Source organism: Paenibacillus sp. PL91 (genome assembly GCF_012935325.2).
Taxonomy (GTDB): Bacteria; Bacillota; Bacilli; order Paenibacillales; family Paenibacillaceae; genus Pristimantibacillus.
In genome coordinates this window covers 183,387-201,418 of sequence record NZ_JABBYG020000003.1, presented here as the reverse complement: position 1 = coordinate 201,418, position 18,032 = coordinate 183,387, and the positions used below count along the sequence as shown (strand labels likewise).

Here is an 18,032-nt window from a genome sequence, read left to right as displayed (position 1 = left end):
TGCTTTCTTTATTATAACCAACGTCAGCAAAAAAGAAAACTTTAAAAGTTGTGAACACATTGTTAACATAGAGAGTATGAGCATAGCAAGCCATTAAGCTTGCGAGGAGGAGCATAGCATATGAATTATCGATTTTCATCCAGAGTGTCGCAGTTAAAATCGTCAGCGGTAAGAGATATATTGAAGCTGACACAAGGAAAGGATATGATTTCGTTTGCCGGAGGCCTTCCCGCAGAGGAGCTATTCCCGGTACAAGCGGTGCGTGAAGCGGCTGACCGTGTATTTGCGGCAGGGCCGAGCGCTTTGCAATACGGGTTGACGGAAGGGTATTTGCCGCTGCGCGTGCAGCTTTGCGAGCGTATGGCAGCCAAGCAAATGAATGCAAGCCCAGAACAAATGATTTTGACGACTGGCTCGCAGCAAGCGATTGATTTGCTGGTCGGAGTGCTGACGGAGCCAGGGGATGCGATATTGGTCGAGAAGCCCACTTACCTAGCCAGCCTGCAAGTGTTTGCGCTGCACGGCTTGAAGGTAATAGCGGCGGAGAGCGACGAGCATGGCATTATTCCTGAGGATGCGGAGCGTCTGATTCGCGAGCATCGTCCGAAGCTGCTGTATGCGGTTCCGACCTTCGGAAATCCGACTGGCCGTGTCTGGAGCTTGGAGAGAAGGAAGAAGCTGCTCGCTCTTTGCAAGCATTATCAAATGCCGATTATTGAAGATGACCCCTATGGGGATATTAAATTCGATGAAAGCGAGCAGTTTCCGACGCTGCTTTCACTTGAAGGGCAAATCGAGCGTGGAGCCGTTTTCTATACGAGCACGTTCTCCAAAACGGTAGCGCCTGCGCTTCGAACGGGCTGGGCAATCGGGGATAGCAGTGTAATTGGGATGGTGGCTAAAGCCAAGCAAGCAGCTGACCTTCATTCAAGCACGATGGATCAGCAAATTTTGAGCCAGCTGCTCAAAGGCTTTAATCTTGATGATCATATAAGGCTTATTTCCAAATCCTACGGCGAGCGGATGCTTGAAATGCATGAGCTTCTGAAGCGGCAAGCATTAAAGGATGTCACGTGGGTGAAGCCGAAAGGCGGCATGTTCCTGTGGCTTGAGCTGCCTGACGGGCTCGATGCGGAAGCTCTCCTACGTTGTGCGGTTCAGAAGGGTGTTGCGTTCGTGCCGGGCAGCTCGTTCTATGCCGACCATCCACAGCGCAACACCGCTAGACTGAATTATACGTACAATACGGGAGCTCGCACCATGCAAGGGGTTGAACGCTTTGTTGAGGCGCTCGGGGAATTTACGGCGCGGAGCTGACCGAGGCTGCCCATTCTGCAATAACATTGCTGTATTCGGATAATGCGGCCGCGCCTTCCGGGCGAAGGCTGTATTTGCCTCGCTCGATGCGGTCAAACCAGCCGTAATAATTGCTGCGCAGCGTCTCGCCGCTGCGTCCATAGCCCGTAATTGCTGCCACCTCTCGCGGAGCTAAGGGGCCAGAAGTATGAAGCGCGTAGGCGCAGCGCAGCGCCTTCTCGCGATAAGCAGTCACAAGCTTGCGTCCAGTGCTGCCGCCGACGTTATAATCGCCGCTGCGCTCCCTGAATTCATTCAGGAGCTGCGCTTGCTTCTTGCGCCTTGCGCCGCGCTGAGGCGGATCGCCTGGCTGGCATAGAAACTCGATGACAGGCGGCTTTGTTTTATAGAAGGTAACCGTCATAAAACCAATGCCGAGCATGCGGCAAAGCTCGGTCAAATCACCAAAGCGCTGATTGTGGGCGCCGCTTTTCTTGCGGTTCCGTTCAACGGCCAGCACGACATGGCTATTTAAACGAAGGCGTTCAACCCCTTGCAGAAGCAAGGCGAGGTTGAACGTTTTTTTCATTTCGACAATTATCGTGTGTTCGGTATCTGGATGAATGGCGACCAAGTCGCAATGAAGCACCTCGCTTTTTACCATATAGCCAAGCCGCTCGTAATACTTTTTTATAGGAATGTAGAGCTCTTCTTCGCGTGCAACAGCCACGTTTGTTTCTCCTCCCTGCTGGTTCCAATCGATGCATTTGACTCCATTATAGCAAAGGATTTTGCGAGCTTGTCGTATTTTGATGGATGAAGGACAAAAATAGTGTGCAATTATCTCCCCGAATAAGCATAGGAATATTAATACCTCAATAAAAGTTGGCACCACTCGATAGAGCGTCTAGAGACAAATCCCGGGCGTAGAACGAATAGTGGAATGCGGAAGCGATGGGAGGAGGCACGGTATGGACATTTTCAAGCGAATATCGGAGTATCAGGCTGAGAGCGAGAAGCTTGCATGGACAGGAACATTCAAGGATTACATTGAATTGCTCGGGAAGGACCCGTCCCCGGCCATGACTGCACATGCACGCGTTTATGAAATGATTGAATCTCATGGGGTGGAAGACGTTGGCGGCAACAAGCAGTACAAATTTTTTGATCAAGAAATTTTTGGGCTGGATCGTGCGGTGGAGAAGCTGGTTGAGGAGTATTTCCATTCGTCGGCTCGCAGGCTTGAGGTGCGCAAACGCATATTGTTATTGATGGGCCCCGTCAGCGGCGGCAAGTCAACCATTGTTACGATGCTCAAAAAAGGACTTGAGCGCTTCTCCAGAACCGACCGTGGAGCCGTTTATGCGATTAAAGGCTGCCCGATGCATGAGGATCCGCTTCACTTAATTCCCCATGAGCTTCGTCCTGATATTGAGAAAGAGCTCGGTGTTCGAATTGAAGGAAATCTTTGCCCCTCGTGCCAAATGAGGCTTCAGACGGAATACGCCGGCGACATTGAAAATGTGTTTGTTGAGCGTGTGTTTATTTCCGAGGATAACCGCGTCGGCATTGGCACATTCAGTCCGTCCGATCCGAAATCCCAGGATATCGCCGATCTTACGGGAAGCATCGATTTCTCTACCATAACGGAGTACGGATCCGAATCCGATCCGCGTGCTTATCGGTTTGACGGCGAGCTTAACAAGGCGAATCGCGGACTGATGGAATTTCAGGAAATGCTCAAATGCGACGAGAAGTTTCTATGGAATCTGCTCTCGCTGACGCAGGAGGGGAACTTCAAGGCAGGACGCTTCGCTTTAATTAGTGCCGATGAGCTTATTATTGCGCATACGAATGAATCCGAGTACAAATCGTTCATAAGCAACAAGAAAAATGAGGCGCTGCATTCCAGAATGATCGTCATGCCGGTTCCGTACAATTTGCGGGTATCGGATGAAGAGAAGATATATAAGAAGCTCATCGCCCAAAGCGATATGCGCCATATCCATATTGCCCCTCATGCGCTGCGTGCGGCTGCTATCTTCTCTATCCTGACAAGGCTTAAGGAAACGAAGAAGCAAGGCATGGACTTGGTGAAGAAGATGCGGATGTACGACGGCGAGGAAGTAGAAGGCTTTAAAGAAGCGGATTTGAAAGAGATGCAAAATGAGTACCTGGAAGAGGGCATGACGGGCATTGATCCCCGCTATGTCATTAACCGGATCTCCAGCGCGCTCATTAAGCAGGACACACAATGCATTAATGCGCTTGACGTGCTGCGTGCGCTTAAGGAGGGACTGGACCATCATCCTTCAATCACGAAGGAAGAGCGCGAGCGATACTTAAATTTCATTTCGGTGGCGCGTAAGGAATATGATCTGCTGGCGAAGAAGGAAATCCAAAAGGCATTTGTATATTCCTATGAGGAATCTGCCCGCACCTTGTTTGAAAACTATTTGGATAACATTGAATCTTATTGCAACTGGGCCAAAATCAAGGATCCATTAACCGGGGAAGAGATGGATCCAGACGAGCGGCTTATGCGTTCCATCGAGGAGCAAATCGGCGTTTCCGAAAATGCGAAAAAAGCGTTCCGCGAAGAGATACTCATTCGCATATCGTCGTATTCGCGAAAAGGGAAAAAGTTCGATTTTACGAGCCATGAACGTTTGCGGGAAGCGGTAGAGAAGAAGCTGTTCGCGGATTTGAAGGATATCGTCAAAATTACAACCTCCACAAAAACGCCGGATGAGAGCCAGCTGAAGCGCATAAACGAAGTAACCAAGCGGCTTATGGATGAGCATGCGTATTGCCCGGTTTGTTCGAATGAATTGCTGCGTTATGTCGGAAGCCTGTTGAACCGCTAAGAAAGCGGTGTGAGCATCGGAGAAGCTGATAGACAACTGTCTATCGGCTTTTCTGTACTGTTTCCAGGTTTGAAAAGAATTTCAAATGTTAATACTGATTCTTGGAAGTTTTCCGATATAATAGGTGATAGTGCTCTACTATACACCGAAGGAGTCGGACTAATTGATTAATGTAAATGCAGAACGCAAGAAGCAGCTTGATTACACGGGAATTACGGAACAGGATTTAAAGGTTATGGCTGAATGCAAACCTATCTTCGAGAAGGTAGTCGATGAAGTAGTAGACCGGTTTTATGACAGTGTTGGCCAGCAGCCGGAATTGCTTGCGATTATTACAAAAGTAAGCAGCATTGAGCGGCTTAAGGAGACGCAGCGGTGGTATTATATGTCGCTTACCGAAGGGGTAATTGACCAATCATATATTGAAAACCGCATAAAGATTGGGGCTGTCCATTCCAGGATTGGTTTAACGACAGATTGGTACTTGGGTACATATATGACCTATCTTGATATATCAATGGATGTACTTAAACGAGTGATTCCGGAGAGATGGAAGGAGGTTGTACACGCGCTGACGAAATTGTTTAATCTGGATTCGCAATTCGTATTGGAAGCGTACAATGAGCATGAGCAGCATAAAATTCAGGAGCTCGCGGACAACCGTTCCCAGATGCTGTCCACCGTGACAAGTGCGGTGCAGGAGCTTGCCTCGTTAATGCTCGAATTGGACGAGGGTGCGCAATCGATTGCAGCTACCGCAATTTCTACCTCGCAATCTCAGGATAAGACGCATACATTATTAGGAGAGCTTCGTGAGGAGCTTGACGGCATAAACGAAATGGGCACATTAATTCGCGGATTATCCGATCAGACTCATCTTCTTGGGCTTAATGCTGCGATCGAAGCGGCTAGAGCAGGAGAGCATGGCCGAGGCTTTGAGGTAGTCGCGAATGAGGTGCGCAAGCTTGCCGCCTCGTCACGCAATGCGCTCGAAGGGATACAGTCGAAGCTTGAAGAGATTGACAAGAAGCTTTCCGCAGTACGTCATGAATCTGAAGTGACATCGGTCGAAGCGCGTAACCAAGCAGCCCGCTCGCAGGAGCTTGCTTCGTTCGTTCATATGGTCGATAAGGTAACGAAGGATCTACAGCAATTGAATCAATCCTAGAATAAAACGCAGCCTAGAAAAAGCAGGAATTCTCTCCATCCGAGGGTTCCTGCTTTCGCGTTATATAAGTTGACATGGATTTTGGATTTTAGTATGATAATCCTAACATTAAAAGGCTATATCGTTATAAATGTTAAGTTTTTTGACATACATATAACGAAATTGCTCCGATGTTCACGAAGCTAGTACCAAAATGGTGCAGCGCCCATCATGGAGGAGGCGGTTGTCATGTCGACGGCCAAACAGTCGCAATCGCAATTTTACGATTCTCAATCCTTTTACGATGAAATGTTCGACAAGGACCTTTCGGTTCGGCCTCACTATGACAGTGTCCATCGTTTATTTGGAAGGATGAAGCCGGCTGAGCTGGCTGTCCGTCAAAATGCGATTAATCAAAGAATGATGGAGGAGGGCATTACGTTTACGCTTTATAGCGGCGCGCATAATGAGCCTCTTGAGCGAACGATCCCTTTCGATTACATTCCCCGCGTCATTCCTAAGCATGAATGGGAAGGCGTCGACCGCGGCGTCAGGCAGCGGATTCGCGCTTTGAACGCTTTTATTCATGATGTTTATCATGGACAACGAATTGTGGCAGACGGCATCATACCTCGGAGAATGATCGTTTCGAATACTTATTTTCGTCCGGAAATGGCTGGTCTACATGTTCCCGGCGGTGTATATATTACAGCATCAGGCATTGATCTAATTCGTGACGAGAAGGGCCGTTATTACGTGCTCGAGGATAATTTGCGATCCCCTTCCGGCTTTTCCTACCTCTTTAAGGGCAGAACGTTAATGAGCGAGCTGTTCCATGATTTATATTTATCCAGTTCAGTACAAAGCATTGACCGCAGCTTAAATTGCTTCTTAAGCTCGCTCCGCGCTCTTTCTCCTAACGGCAAGCGTGATCCGTTAATCGTATTGCTTACGCCAGGCGCTTACAACTCCGCCTACTACGAACATACCTTTTTAGCACAGCAAATGGGCATTCACCTCGTTGAAGGCAGAGATCTCGTGTACAAAGACCATAAAATATATTTGCGCGATTTGCGGGGACTCCGTCAGGTTGACGTTATTTATCGACGCATTGATGATGATTTTCTTGATCCGCTTGCGTTCCAGCCGGATTCCTTCCTAGGTGTACCGGGACTTATGAATGCTTATCGCGCTGGGAATGTTGCGATTGCGAATGCGCCAGGTACAGGTGTTGCGGACGATAAGGCGGTATACGCCTATGTGCCAGACATGATCCGTTACTATTTGGGTGAAGAGCCTATTTTACACAACGTTCCTACGTACATTTTGACGCGCAAGGACGAGCGCGATTATGTGCTGGATCATTTGGATCAGCTCGTTGTGAAGGAGACGTCGCTCTCGGGCGGCTACGGCATGCTGATTGGGCCTAGCGCAACCTCGAAGGAGATTCAAGCGTTTGCCGAAGCCATCAAGCGCGAGCCGGGACGCTACATCGCTCAAACGACGATGAAGCTCTCGCGTGCGCCGGTTATGGTTGATGGCGGCATGACGCCTCGTCATATTGATTTACGAGCCTTTGCATTAATGGGGGAGGAGACGCATGTCATTCCGGGAGGTTTAACGCGTGTTGCAATGACAGAAGGTTCGCTTGTAGTCAATTCTTCACAAGGCGGAGGAGTCAAGGATACGTGGGTTCTTAATCGATAATGATATGGAGGAATGCGGGTGCTGAACCGGAATGCTGAGGCATTATTTTGGATTGGTCGTTACATGGAGCGTGCAGAGAATCATGCCAGGCTGATCGATGTGCATTATCATCTTCAGGTTGATGAGGAATGGAGCGGCGACGAAGGCAATCCAGAGGGCGAATTGATTGAGGCATACTCAAAATGGGCAAGAATCGTCGATGCGCTAGGCAGCCGTGAAGCGTATGACCAGCAGTATGGCAGCTACAATGAACGCGATGTGCTTTTCTACACGACGCTTGATCGCGATAATTCAAATTCGTTGGTCTCCTGCGTCAGCCACGCTCGCGGCAACCTGCGAACGCTGCGCGAGAAGGTGCCGAGCGAAATGTGGGATGTGACAAACGCGTTCTATTTGTGGCTGCGGGAGAAGCAGCCGGATGATTTGCTGCGCGAGTCACCGCATCTGTTTTTCGGTCGCATTAAGGAATGGACGGCGCTGTTTCAAGGCGTCAGCCAATCCGTCATGCCGAGGGAGAATGAATGGCATTTCATTGAATGCGGCAGGTACCTGGAGCGCTCGGAAAATACGCTGCGCATCATAAAAGCGGTAGGCAATGCGGCAACAGGCGAGGGCTGGAACAGCGCGAGCGCTTATCCCTATTTGCAGGCTGTACTGCGCTCTGTTAGCGGCTATCAAGCATTCCGCCGATACTATGCGGACGGAATCTCTGTCGAATCAATCGTTGAATTTGTTGTGCTTAATAGCGTTTTCCCGCGTTCCCTTCATTTTGCGCTTCATACCCTTGATGACCATATGCGGCATATCGAGCTGCAGGATAAGCAGCTGCGGACAGCCCATGAGCGCGTCATTCGCCAAGTGGGAAAAGTAAAGGCGGATTTGGCATGCTTGGAGCGGGAGGATATGGTCATAGATCGGAACGGGACGATCGTTGCTCATTTGCTGGACGCATGCCAGCAGCTTGGGATGGCGTTCGCTAAAACCTTTTTTCGCATGGGGGAGGCAAGCGCATGAAGCTGAGTATTTCACATGTCACGAGGTACGAGTACGCGGAGGCCGTTACGGACAGTGTCAATGAAATTCGGCTGACTCCGAGCACGAATGAGCGACAATCCTGCTACCAGCAAGCGATCTCCATTGAACCAAACGCATCATTATTCACCTATGAGGATTACTTTGGCAATCGGGTGCATGCTTTCTCGGTAAACGGACCACATAAGCGGCTTACGATACGCACCTCCATGACTGTCGTAACGAAGCAGGCACCATCCTCTGAGGAGCGTGCGCAATACTTAAGCAGGCGTCCGCCGGAGCAGGCGTGGAGCTGGCTGAGGACAGAGGACGCAGCAAATCGTTTTACGGAGTTTTTGCTGGCATCGGAATATACAGCCATAACGAGCGAAGTAGAGCATTTTGCTGCCGAAATTCCGGATTCAAATGAGAGTGGTCAAGCTAGCGTGCTGGACTGGCTGAGCGCATTGTCGACCAAGATACGCACGGAGTTCATTTATGATCCTGAAGCGACTGACGTTAAAACGAGAACCTCGGATATGTTCTTAAGTAAACGCGGCGTTTGTCAGGATTTTGCGCACTTGATGATTGCAAGCTGCAGAGCATTCGGCATTCCAGCCAGATATGTGAGCGGCTATCACTTTGTTGGAGATTTGCAGGGAGGCAGCGCGGATTTCGAGCAGGCCTCGCATGCTTGGGTTGAAGCCTTCGTTCCCGGTCTTGGCTGGTGCAGCTTTGACCCGACGAACGTGGATCCTGTTGGCGAGCGATATGTAAAGCTGGGCCATGGCCGCGACTACAAGGATATCGTTCCGGTTAAAGGCGTTTACAGAGGGACAGGCGAGCAGGTGCTGCATGTTTCAGTCGATGTAAGAAATGTTGAGGATTAATAGATGAATAAGCAGCGATATAAAAAACAATGATCCGCCTGTGCAGCATGCGGTTCATTGTTTTTTTGTTTGCGCCGAATAATAAAGCGAAAGGATGCCGCCGCATTCACAAATTGATTTTTCCATGTATGATTGCACGCGTATAGTACACCTTATAATCATCAAACAGGAGGTGTCATGCGTGAAAAAACAGTTCAAACCCATATTTACATCCATTATGGTGCTTGCATTGGGATTCTCGATAGCAGCATGCGGTCAAAACGGAACCGTAAAGGAAGACACGATGAGAGTCAAAAATGATTTGAATCGCGTGGGAGATCGAATTGTTCCTAATGGCATGAAAACGACCGATCGCAAAATAAATGCAATGGATAATCGAATGCTCAGCACAGATCCAGATCCGTTAAAAGGGGCTGGCCAATTGGAGAATCGTGCTGAGATGGTTAACGGAGTAGAAGAGGCTACAGTTATCGTGAATAATAAGGACGCAATCGTAGGTATCGATGTCGATAACACCGGCAAGAAAGCGATCATTGAAAAACAGGTTTATGCCGCACTAAAAGGGCAATACCCAGCATACAACATTCATGTCACCTCCGATCAGAACATGCATCAAAAAATAAAGTCAATGAACGTTAATTTAACAAATGGGCATCCTATAAAAACGTTGGCAAACGACGTTTCTACCATGATCCGAGATATCAGCAATGCGGTAACGGCGCCGCTCCGCTAATCGGCCAGCCGGCAGTGCCTCATAGGTGCTGCCGGAATTATATTTTCTGCGTTACATATTGATTTGCCGCTAGGAGGAATACCGTTGTTAAACCGCAAGCGCAGCCTGTTATTGCTGTTCGTAACCGTTTTTATGCTTGGCTTCACAGTCCCCGAGAAAAAGGACCGTTATTTTTATGAAAAAAGGGGAGAAATCGTATGGGAGGTTCCGACGGAAGACAAGAAAATCGCCTTAACCTTCGACGATGGCCCATATCCGGATACGACCGATAAAATTCTTGATTTGCTTAAAAAGTACGACGCTAAAGCAACTTTTTTTGTGCTTGGCAACAAGGTGGAGCGTTACCCGGAAACGATTAAACGTGAAATCGCCGAAGGGCATGAGGTAGCTAATCATACGTTTAATCATGTTTATTTCATGCGCTCAATAAGCGATGAGACGATTCGGGACGAAATTGTCAAAACCGAGAAGGCATTGGAAACGTTAACGGGCAAAAAACCTTTATTATTCCGTCCGCCAGGCGGCTACTACAATGAGCATTCGATTCAAATTGCCAAAACGCTTGGCTATACGACCATTATGTGGTCTTGGCATCAGGATACGAATGATTGGAAGAGCCCTGGCGTGAATCGGATCGTCAATAAAGTGTTAGACAATGCTCGGAATGGAGATATTGTTCTTTTGCATGATTATATCCCCGGTTCGACGCAAACCGTTAGAGCGTTGGAGACGATATTGCGTGAGCTTGATCATAGGGGCTTTGAATTCGTTACCGTAACGGAGCTCATGAGAGGCATGACGAGCATTCCGATAAATAAATAGAATCGAGCCGGCAGAACCGCTTCTAATTTCCTAGGAGCGGATTTTTTATGGTTCTTTAGGTGCTTTTATTTTGGCTATTGACAATCTCAAAACCGAGCCTTAAAATGAAAAAAACAATGTGTAACCGATTACACACATGAGAATGACAACCGAACAGGATAAAGAGGTGTAAAAATGAAAAAGCCAAAAATTACGGTTATAGGAAGCATGAATATAGATATGGTTACCGAAACAGATATCATGCCAAATCAAGGCGAGACGATTTTTGGCAGCGTTTTCTCTAGCTTTACAGGAGGAAAAGGAGCGAATCAAGCGGTAGCATGCGCACGCCTTGGCGCTCAGGTGACGATGATTGGCTGCGTAGGCGAGGACCATTTTGCAAAGCAGCTGCTCGCGGCATTGGATAAGGAAGGCGTCGTTACGTCATATGTGAAAACGGTTCCTTATCAATCGACCGGCATCGCGACGATTACCGTATGCGACAACGATAACCGCATCATTGTAATTCCAGGGGCCAACCATTGCTTGCTTCCGGAAGATATTTTGTCCTTAAAGGAAATGATTGCGAATTCAGATATGGTTCTGCTCCAGCAGGAAATTCCATTCGCTACCGTACAAGCGGCCATTAAGCTGGCGAATGAACTGGACATTCCGGTTATTTTAAATCCTGCTCCGGCGGTCAAGCTGCCTCGGGAGCTGCTGGATCAAGTTTATATCATGACGCCAAATGAATATGAGCTAGCTATTTTGTTAGGACTCGGCGACAAGCAGGATCAAACGTTCGAGCAGCTGATCGAGCAGTATCCACAGCGCATCGTGATGACTAACGGCAGCAAGGGCGCCTTTTATAAAAATCTGGATGGCGAGATTAAGCATGAGCCTGGCAAAAAGGTAGAGGCGGTCGATACGACCGGCGCGGGCGATACCTTTAACGGTGCATTAGCCGTTAAGCTGAGCGAGGGCTCGGCGTTAGACGAGGCGGTAAAATTTGCGGTCGCTGCAAGTGCGCTGTCGGTTACCAAGCTTGGCGCTCAAAGCGGAATGCCTTTAAGGGCTGATGTTGAGCGGTTTATGGAAACGAAGGTTTAATATTTAACTTCGAGAGGACTTGCAGATGAGAAAAAACGGCATATTAAATAGTGATATTGCAGCAGTTATTGCACGAATGGGCCATACCGACTACATCGTAATTGGCGATTGCGGGCTGCCTATTCCAGACTCGGTAAAGCGGATCGATCTGGCTGTAAAGCCAGGGCTACCTTCCTTTCTAGATACATTGGAAGCGGTGCTGGCCGATATGGTGGTTGAGTCAGCCGTTATTGCCGCTGAAATGACGGAGCACAATATTCCGGTCCATGGCCGGACAAGAACGCTGCTGAACGGCGTTCCGATCAAGCATGTAACGCATGAAGCGTTTAAAGAACTAACCTTGCAAGCGAAAGCGGTTATTCGTACGGGCGAGGCAACGCCGTACGCGAACATCATTTTGCAATCGGGCGTGTTTTTCAAATAAAGGCTGCTGTTCAGCAAAAGGGGTGGCATACATGGAATACTTAATAGAAATGACAGGCATTCATAAATCGTTTTCTACCGTACAAGTATTGAAGAACGCCGCATTTCAGCTGAAGCCCGGTGAAATTCACGCACTGATGGGCGAGAATGGCGCAGGCAAATCGACGTTGATGAAAATTTTGACAGGTGTATACAAAGCCGATTCCGGCTCGGTAAAGGTCAAAGGGCAGGAAGTGATGTTCACGGACCCGAATCAGGCTGAGGAAATGGGCGTTGCGATCATTCATCAGGAGCTGAACATCATTCCGAAGCTGTCCGTTTCCGAAAACATGTTTCTCGGAAGGCAGCTGACGTACGGCAAAACCGGCATCGTTCGCGATAAGGAAATGAAGCGCAGAACGCGTGAGTATTTGCAGCGGCTTGGCGTTGAGCTTGATCCGGATGCGGCGGCGGAATCGTTGTCAATCGGACAGCAGCAAATGATCGAGATTGCGAAGGCGCTTTCTAAAAAAGCCGAGGTTCTTATTATGGATGAGCCGACGGCGGCGTTGACGGATCGCGAAATCGAAGCGTTGTTTAAAATGATGGAGCAGCTGCGACGCGAGGGTGTAGGCATTGTCTACATTTCACACCGGATGGAGGAAATTTTCCAAATGTGCGACCGCATTTCGGTTTTGCGCGACGGTGCGTTTCTCGGGACGGAGAAGATAGCCGAGACGACGGTCGAGCATATCGTTCGGTTGATGGTTGGCCGGGAGATTGGCGAGAGGTATCCGGAGCGCAGCACCAAAATCGGCGAGGAGCGGCTTCGCGTCGAAAATTTGAGCGACGGCAGGAAGCTGAGCGGGATCAGCTTCTCCGCGAGGGCAGGAGAAATCGTTGGCATAGCGGGGCTGATGGGAGCAGGGCGAACGGAAATTGTACGCATGCTGTTTGGAGCCGATAAGAAAAAGCATGGCAAAATCTTCATCGATGGCCGCGAGGTTGCAATTAATAGCCCAGCGAGAGCGATCGAAGCGGGGATCGTATTCGTAACGGAGGACCGTAAGCATCAGGGATTGGTGCTCGGCATGTCTGTCCGGGAAAATCTATCCTTGACCAATTATAAGCATATTGCGAGCTCAGGCGTAATTTCCGCTAAGAAGGACAACGAGCTGTCAGACAAAATGATTAAGCGGTTTAATATTAGAACGCGTGATCCCGAGCAAACTGTTAAATCGTTAAGCGGCGGCAATCAGCAAAAGGTTGCTATCGGCAAATGGTTAGGCGAGCTGCCAAAAGTGTTCATTATGGATGAGCCGACAAGAGGGGTAGACGTCGGGGCTAAAAAGGAAATTTACAGCATGATGAACGAGCTTAGCGAGCAAGGCGTCACCATTATTATGGTCTCATCGGATTTGCCCGAGGTTCTGGGGGTAAGCGATCGCGTTATTGTCGTTCATGAAGGACGCATCTCCTCTATTTTGGACAAAGAGCAAATGAATCAGGAAGCAATTATGCATGCGGCGACAGGGGGAAGCAGCAATGGCCATTAACAATAAACAACTTTCATCAACCTTGCAAAAGCTGGGTCCGCTCATCGGACTTCTAATCATTATCGTCATTTTAATTATCGCAAGTCCAAATTTCTTGACCGTGAACAATATACTGAACGTGTTCCGTCAAGTTTCCATTAATGCTTTGATCGCATTCGGTATGACCTTCGTTATATTGACCGGAGGCATCGATTTATCAGTAGGCGCGACGCTTGCGTTATCAGGAGCGTTAACCGCAGGGCTTCTGAACGGCGGTATGGACCCATTGACCGCCATTATTATTGGTTTGTTTGCCGGCGGAGCCATGGGCGCGATTAACGGGATTCTCGTTACGAAAGCAAAAATCGCACCGTTTATCGCAACGCTGGCGACGATGACCATTTACCGAGGCTTTGCGCTCGTCTATACGGATGGCAGGCCCATAACTGGATTCGAAAGCGATTTATTCACATTAGTTGGCGGGGGCTACTTTTTTGGAGTGCCTGTTCCGGTTATTATAACGATCATTATTTTCTTCGTATTGTTTTTTATTTTGCGCAAAACGACGTTTGGCAGAAACATTTACGCAATCGGAGGAAACGAAGAGGCTTCGCTGCTCTCCGGTATTAAAACCGGACGCTTTAAGGTTTATGTGTACACGTTGACTGGCATGCTGTCGGCGCTTGCGGGAATTATTCTTACGTCTCGGCTTAACTCGGCGCAGGCAAATGCCGGCACGGGTTATGAGCTCGACGCCATAGCGGCTGTCGTGCTGGGCGGTACAAGCTTATCCGGCGGCAAAGGCTGGATCGTAGGTACGCTAGTTGGGGCCCTCATTATCGGCGTTTTGAACAATGGCTTAAACCTGCTGGGCGTATCCTCGTTTTATCAGCAGGTCGTTAAAGGGATGGTTATTCTGTTGGCGGTATTGCTTGATCGCAAAAAAGCCAATAGCTAAATCATATAAATTAAACAAAGAAAAGGTGGTTGCAACATGAAAAAGACGACGAAACTAGCAAGCATTGGAATCATTACGGCGCTGCTGCTTGCAGGCTGTTCAACAACGGCTCCGGGTTCAGGAAACAAAGAAGCTGAGCAAGGCGAAGCCAATACGAAAACAGAAGGCATTAAGATCGGACTTGCCGTATCGACGCAAAGCAATCCATTTTTCGTTACATTAAAAGAAGGCGCCCAAACAGCCGCTACGGCAGGAGAAGCGGAACTCATTACAGTTGACGCGCAGGATGATGCCGCTAAGCAAGCTTCCTCAATCGAGGATTTGATTCAACAAAAGGTAGACGTTATCATTATTAATCCTACTGATTCGGCAGCGATCATTCCTGCTGTGGAATCCGCTAATGCAGCAGGCATTCCGGTTATTACAGTCGATCGGACAGCTGACGGCGGCAAAGTAATGACGCATATCGCTTCCGACAACAAAGCGGGCGGCGCGCTTGCTGCGCAGTTTATTGCAGAGCAGCTTGGCGGAACAGGCAATGTTGTGGAGCTTGAAGGCATTCCGGGCTCTTCCGCAGCACGCGAGCGTGGAGCGGGCTTTAATGAAGAAATCGCCAAATCAAGCGGCATTAAAATCGCGGCTAAGCAGCCTGCCGATTTCGATCGGGCTAAAGGCTTGACTGTTATGGAAAACATTTTGCAAGGCAACAAAGATATCAAAGCGGTCTTTGCTCATAATGATGAAATGGCGCTTGGCGCTCTGAAAGCTATTGAAGCAGCAGGTGCAACGGGTATTCTAGTCGTAGGCTTCGATGCGACTGATGATGCCGTGAAGGAAGTATTCGCAGGGAAATTAAGTGCAACTGTAGCGCAAAAGCCGGATATGATGGGCATGCTGGCTGTACAAACTGCGATCAAGATTGCCAAAGGGGAAGAGGTTGAAGCATCGATTCCCGTTGAGCTTGATCTCATTACAAAAGATTCCGCTAAATAAAAACAAGCAGCTTCAAGCCAAACAAGTGTGTTTACGTTCTTGCGAGCGTAAACACACTTGTTTTTTAAATCGATAATTCCGTATACTTTATACCAAGGCCAGGCTGATTCACGAAAGGATTTTGTTATTTATGACTACAATTAAAGATGTTAGCAAGCTGGCTGGCGTCTCTGTCGCTACAATATCCCGCCTGCTCAATCAAAGCGGATATGTCAGCAAGGAAGCTGAAATCGCTGTAATGGCAGCGATACAGAAGCTGAATTATAAGCCTAATAATATTGCTAGAAGCTTGGCAGGCAAGAAAACGACTGCCGTCGCATTAATGGTACCCGATATTTTAAATCCCTTTTTCCCTGAAATCGCCCGCGCGGCGGAGGATGCAGCAGCGGCTCACGGCTACACGCTTGTGCTGTGCAATACGGACAACAATCCGGACAAAGAGAAGAAGTATATAGAAACGTTAATCAACAAGCAAATCGACGGTATCATTATTTCATCCTATACCGTTCTTCCTGAGCAAATTATTGCGTTGCAGGACCGCTCGATCCCGATCGTGGCTATCGATAAATCTTTTTCCGATTATCCCATCCTTTCGGTTACGGCCGCAAACCGTCACGGCGGTGAAATGGCGGTAGAGCACCTTAAGTCTGCTGGCTGCGGCAAGATCGCTCATATCTCCGGCCCTACGCATGTGCACGCGTCGCGGGAGAGGACGCTTGCCTATGAGGAGGCGTGCAGACATTTGCCTTGGTTTATGCCTAGTCTAATCGGTTATGGCAACTTCAACGTTGCAGGCGGCTATCAGGCGATGAAGGATATTTATAAGCAGCATCCTGATGTGGACGGCGTATTTGCAGGCAATGATCTGATGGCCGCCGGCGCATTAAAGGCGTTAATTGAGCTTGGCGTTAAAGTGCCGGAGCAAGTGAGGCTAATCGGCTTCGACGGCATTCGGATGGATATGGTATACCCTGAAATTACGACGATATCTCAACAAATCTATTCGACCGGCAAAACCGCTATGGATTATTTGATCCGTCTAATCAACAATGAGCCTATTGAGCGCAAAAATTATGAGCTTGAGGTAGAGCTGCTGCAAAAAGCGACGACATAGTTTGGATCAGCATTGCTGCTCTCTATTTCGAAATGTTGCGATTATATTCGTATTTGCCTTACAAATGAAGGCAAGTGAAGTATATTACTTAATAGGTGATTAATCGATGACAGTGAAAACGAAATATTTTGAATATGGGCAAGCCGAAATCGACTATCTCAAAAGCGTGGATGAGACGCTTGGGGCTGCTATGACGAGAATGGGCAAGGTTGAGCGTGTCATCATTCCTGATCTGTTCACGGCGCTCGTCTATGCTATAGTAGGGCAGCTGATCTCGGTGAAGGCGGTTCATACGATTTGGGAAAGAATGCAGATTCAAGTTGGCGAAATTACGCCGGTTAATATCGCTAAGCAGTCCGCTGATGCTATTCAGGGCTGCGGGATTACGATGAAAAAAGCGGTTTGTATCAAGCATATTGCCGATATGATTATGGAAGATGCGTTGAAGCTCGATGAGCTGTATGCGTTATCCGATGCAGAGGTCATTAAGAGGCTGTCCGCTTTAAACGGAATAGGCAAATGGACGGCGGAAATGATGCTGATTAATGCGATGGAGCGCCGTGATGTGGTCAGCTGGGGCGACATTGCCATTCGCCGCGGAATGATGAAGCTGTATCAGTTGGATTCCATTAGCAAAGAGGAGTTTGATCAATACCGCAGCCGTTACTCGCCTCTTGGTTCTGTCGCGTCTATCTACTTGTGGGAAATTTCATTTGAGTAAAAGGAGCATAGGGGCGAAAATGACGGAGAAAACGATCAAGGAGCAGTTAATGGCATTGTCCGAACCGGCGTATCAAAAATTTTCTGCGGCGCTTATCCCCACGATCAATAATGTGTTGGGCGTACGGCTGCCCGTGCTGCGCAAGCTAGCCAAAGAGCTGGCTAAAGGGGATTGGCGCACCTATCTGCTGCATGCGGAGAGCGAATACTTTGAAGAGGTCATGCTGCAAGGCATGGTCATCGGCTATTTGCAAACGGACGTGGAAGAAATACTTCGTTACGTCGCTGATTTTGTCCCCAAAATCGATAATTGGTCGGTATGCGATAGCTTTTGCATCGGGTTAAAATTTACGAAAACAAATAAGAAGCAGGTATGGGATTTTTTACAGCCGTATCTAGCGTCCGATGAAACATATGACATACGATTTGGCGTCGTGATGCTTCTTGATTTTTACATAGAAGATGAATATATCAGTCGCGTGTTGTCCTTATTGGACAGCGTGAAGCGTGAGGATTACTATGTCAAAATGGCTGTAGCATGGGCAATCTCGATCTGTTATGTGAAGCTGCCTGAGCGAACCATGAGCTATTTGGAGAACAATTCGCTTGATGTATTCACCTACAACAAAGCGCTGCAAAAAATTACGGAGTCCTACCGTGTGGACCAGGATACCAAAAAAATGATTCGCAGCATGAAACGGAAAGAAAAGCAGCCTGTGCATTTGTCTTAAAAAACAAATGACAGGCT

Annotated in this window: 17 protein-coding genes; 16 read left to right on the top strand and 1 reads right to left on the bottom strand. The window is 48.3% G+C overall.

Annotation, left to right across the window (positions count from 1 at the left end):
• Positions 1-120: 120 nt before the first annotated feature.
• On the top strand, positions 121-1,317 hold the full coding sequence (locus HI950_RS09595; RefSeq protein WP_169083844.1) for an aminotransferase-like domain-containing protein: 1,197 nt from the start codon (positions 121-123) through the stop codon (positions 1,315-1,317).
• On the opposite strand, the gene HI950_RS09590 is transcribed toward HI950_RS09595, so the two are convergent.
• Entirely contained in the window at positions 1,301-2,026 is a 726-nt protein-coding gene (locus HI950_RS09590) for a DUF2161 family putative PD-(D/E)XK-type phosphodiesterase (protein WP_169083845.1), read from the bottom strand. The two genes, HI950_RS09595 and HI950_RS09590, sit on opposite strands and share 17 nt — an antisense overlap.
• Before the next feature lie 241 nt (positions 2,027-2,267).
• Between HI950_RS09590 and HI950_RS09585 the strand changes: the two genes are divergently transcribed.
• From HI950_RS09585 to HI950_RS09515, 15 genes are all read left to right on the top strand, one after another.
• Positions 2,268-4,163, top strand: a complete 1,896-nt coding sequence (locus HI950_RS09585; protein ID WP_169083846.1) for a PrkA family serine protein kinase — start codon at positions 2,268-2,270, stop codon at positions 4,161-4,163.
• A gap of 163 nt (positions 4,164-4,326) precedes the next feature.
• Positions 4,327-5,331 carry a globin-coupled sensor protein gene (locus tag HI950_RS09580; protein ID WP_169083847.1) on the top strand — a complete coding sequence of 335 codons (1,005 nt, stop codon included), beginning with the start codon at positions 4,327-4,329 and terminating at the stop codon, positions 5,329-5,331.
• A gap of 228 nt (positions 5,332-5,559) precedes the next feature.
• Positions 5,560-7,017 (top strand): circularly permuted type 2 ATP-grasp protein, encoded by a 1,458-nt coding sequence (locus tag HI950_RS09575; RefSeq protein WP_169083848.1) that lies wholly within the window; start codon positions 5,560-5,562, stop codon positions 7,015-7,017.
• An 18-nt stretch (positions 7,018-7,035) separates the two neighbouring features.
• Complete coding sequence (locus HI950_RS09570) at positions 7,036-8,031, top strand: alpha-E domain-containing protein (protein WP_169083849.1); 996 nt, start codon at positions 7,036-7,038, stop codon at positions 8,029-8,031.
• Complete coding sequence (locus tag HI950_RS09565; protein ID WP_169083850.1) at positions 8,028-8,918, top strand: transglutaminase family protein; 891 nt, start codon at positions 8,028-8,030, stop codon at positions 8,916-8,918. Before HI950_RS09570 ends, HI950_RS09565 begins: the two co-directional genes overlap by 4 nt.
• 181 nt (positions 8,919-9,099) lie before the next feature.
• The gene (locus HI950_RS09560; protein ID WP_169083851.1) at positions 9,100-9,651 is read left to right on the top strand and encodes a YhcN/YlaJ family sporulation lipoprotein; all 552 of its coding nucleotides are present in this window, start codon (positions 9,100-9,102) and stop codon (positions 9,649-9,651) included.
• A 132-nt stretch (positions 9,652-9,783) separates the two neighbouring features.
• Positions 9,784-10,473, top strand: coding sequence for a polysaccharide deacetylase family protein (locus HI950_RS09555; protein WP_169084024.1), 690 nt, complete (start codon positions 9,784-9,786; stop codon positions 10,471-10,473).
• Between the two features lie 174 nt (positions 10,474-10,647).
• Positions 10,648-11,562: a ribokinase gene (rbsK, locus tag HI950_RS09550; RefSeq protein WP_169083852.1), complete on the top strand. Its 915-nt coding sequence runs from the start codon at positions 10,648-10,650 to the stop codon at positions 11,560-11,562.
• Positions 11,563-11,587: 25 nt separating this feature from the next.
• Complete coding sequence (gene rbsD / locus HI950_RS09545; RefSeq protein ID WP_169083853.1) at positions 11,588-11,986, top strand: D-ribose pyranase; 399 nt, start codon at positions 11,588-11,590, stop codon at positions 11,984-11,986.
• Between the two features lie 31 nt (positions 11,987-12,017).
• Positions 12,018-13,520 (top strand): sugar ABC transporter ATP-binding protein, encoded by a 1,503-nt coding sequence (locus HI950_RS09540; RefSeq protein WP_169083854.1) that lies wholly within the window; start codon positions 12,018-12,020, stop codon positions 13,518-13,520.
• Positions 13,510-14,457 (top strand): ABC transporter permease subunit, encoded by a 948-nt coding sequence (locus HI950_RS09535; RefSeq protein WP_169083855.1) that lies wholly within the window; start codon positions 13,510-13,512, stop codon positions 14,455-14,457. The genes HI950_RS09540 and HI950_RS09535 overlap by 11 nt, the downstream gene beginning before the upstream one ends.
• 36 nt (positions 14,458-14,493) lie before the next feature.
• On the top strand, positions 14,494-15,450 hold the full coding sequence (locus HI950_RS09530; RefSeq protein ID WP_169083856.1) for a D-ribose ABC transporter substrate-binding protein: 957 nt from the start codon (positions 14,494-14,496) through the stop codon (positions 15,448-15,450).
• 130 nt (positions 15,451-15,580) lie between these two features.
• Positions 15,581-16,564, top strand: a complete 984-nt coding sequence (locus HI950_RS09525; protein WP_169083857.1) for a LacI family DNA-binding transcriptional regulator — start codon at positions 15,581-15,583, stop codon at positions 16,562-16,564.
• Positions 16,565-16,670: 106 nt separating this feature from the next.
• Positions 16,671-17,285, top strand: coding sequence for a DNA-3-methyladenine glycosylase family protein (locus tag HI950_RS09520; protein ID WP_169083858.1), 615 nt, complete (start codon positions 16,671-16,673; stop codon positions 17,283-17,285).
• A 19-nt stretch (positions 17,286-17,304) separates the two neighbouring features.
• The gene (locus HI950_RS09515; RefSeq protein ID WP_169083859.1) at positions 17,305-18,015 is read left to right on the top strand and encodes a DNA alkylation repair protein; all 711 of its coding nucleotides are present in this window, start codon (positions 17,305-17,307) and stop codon (positions 18,013-18,015) included.
• Positions 18,016-18,032: the final 17 nt, after the last annotated feature.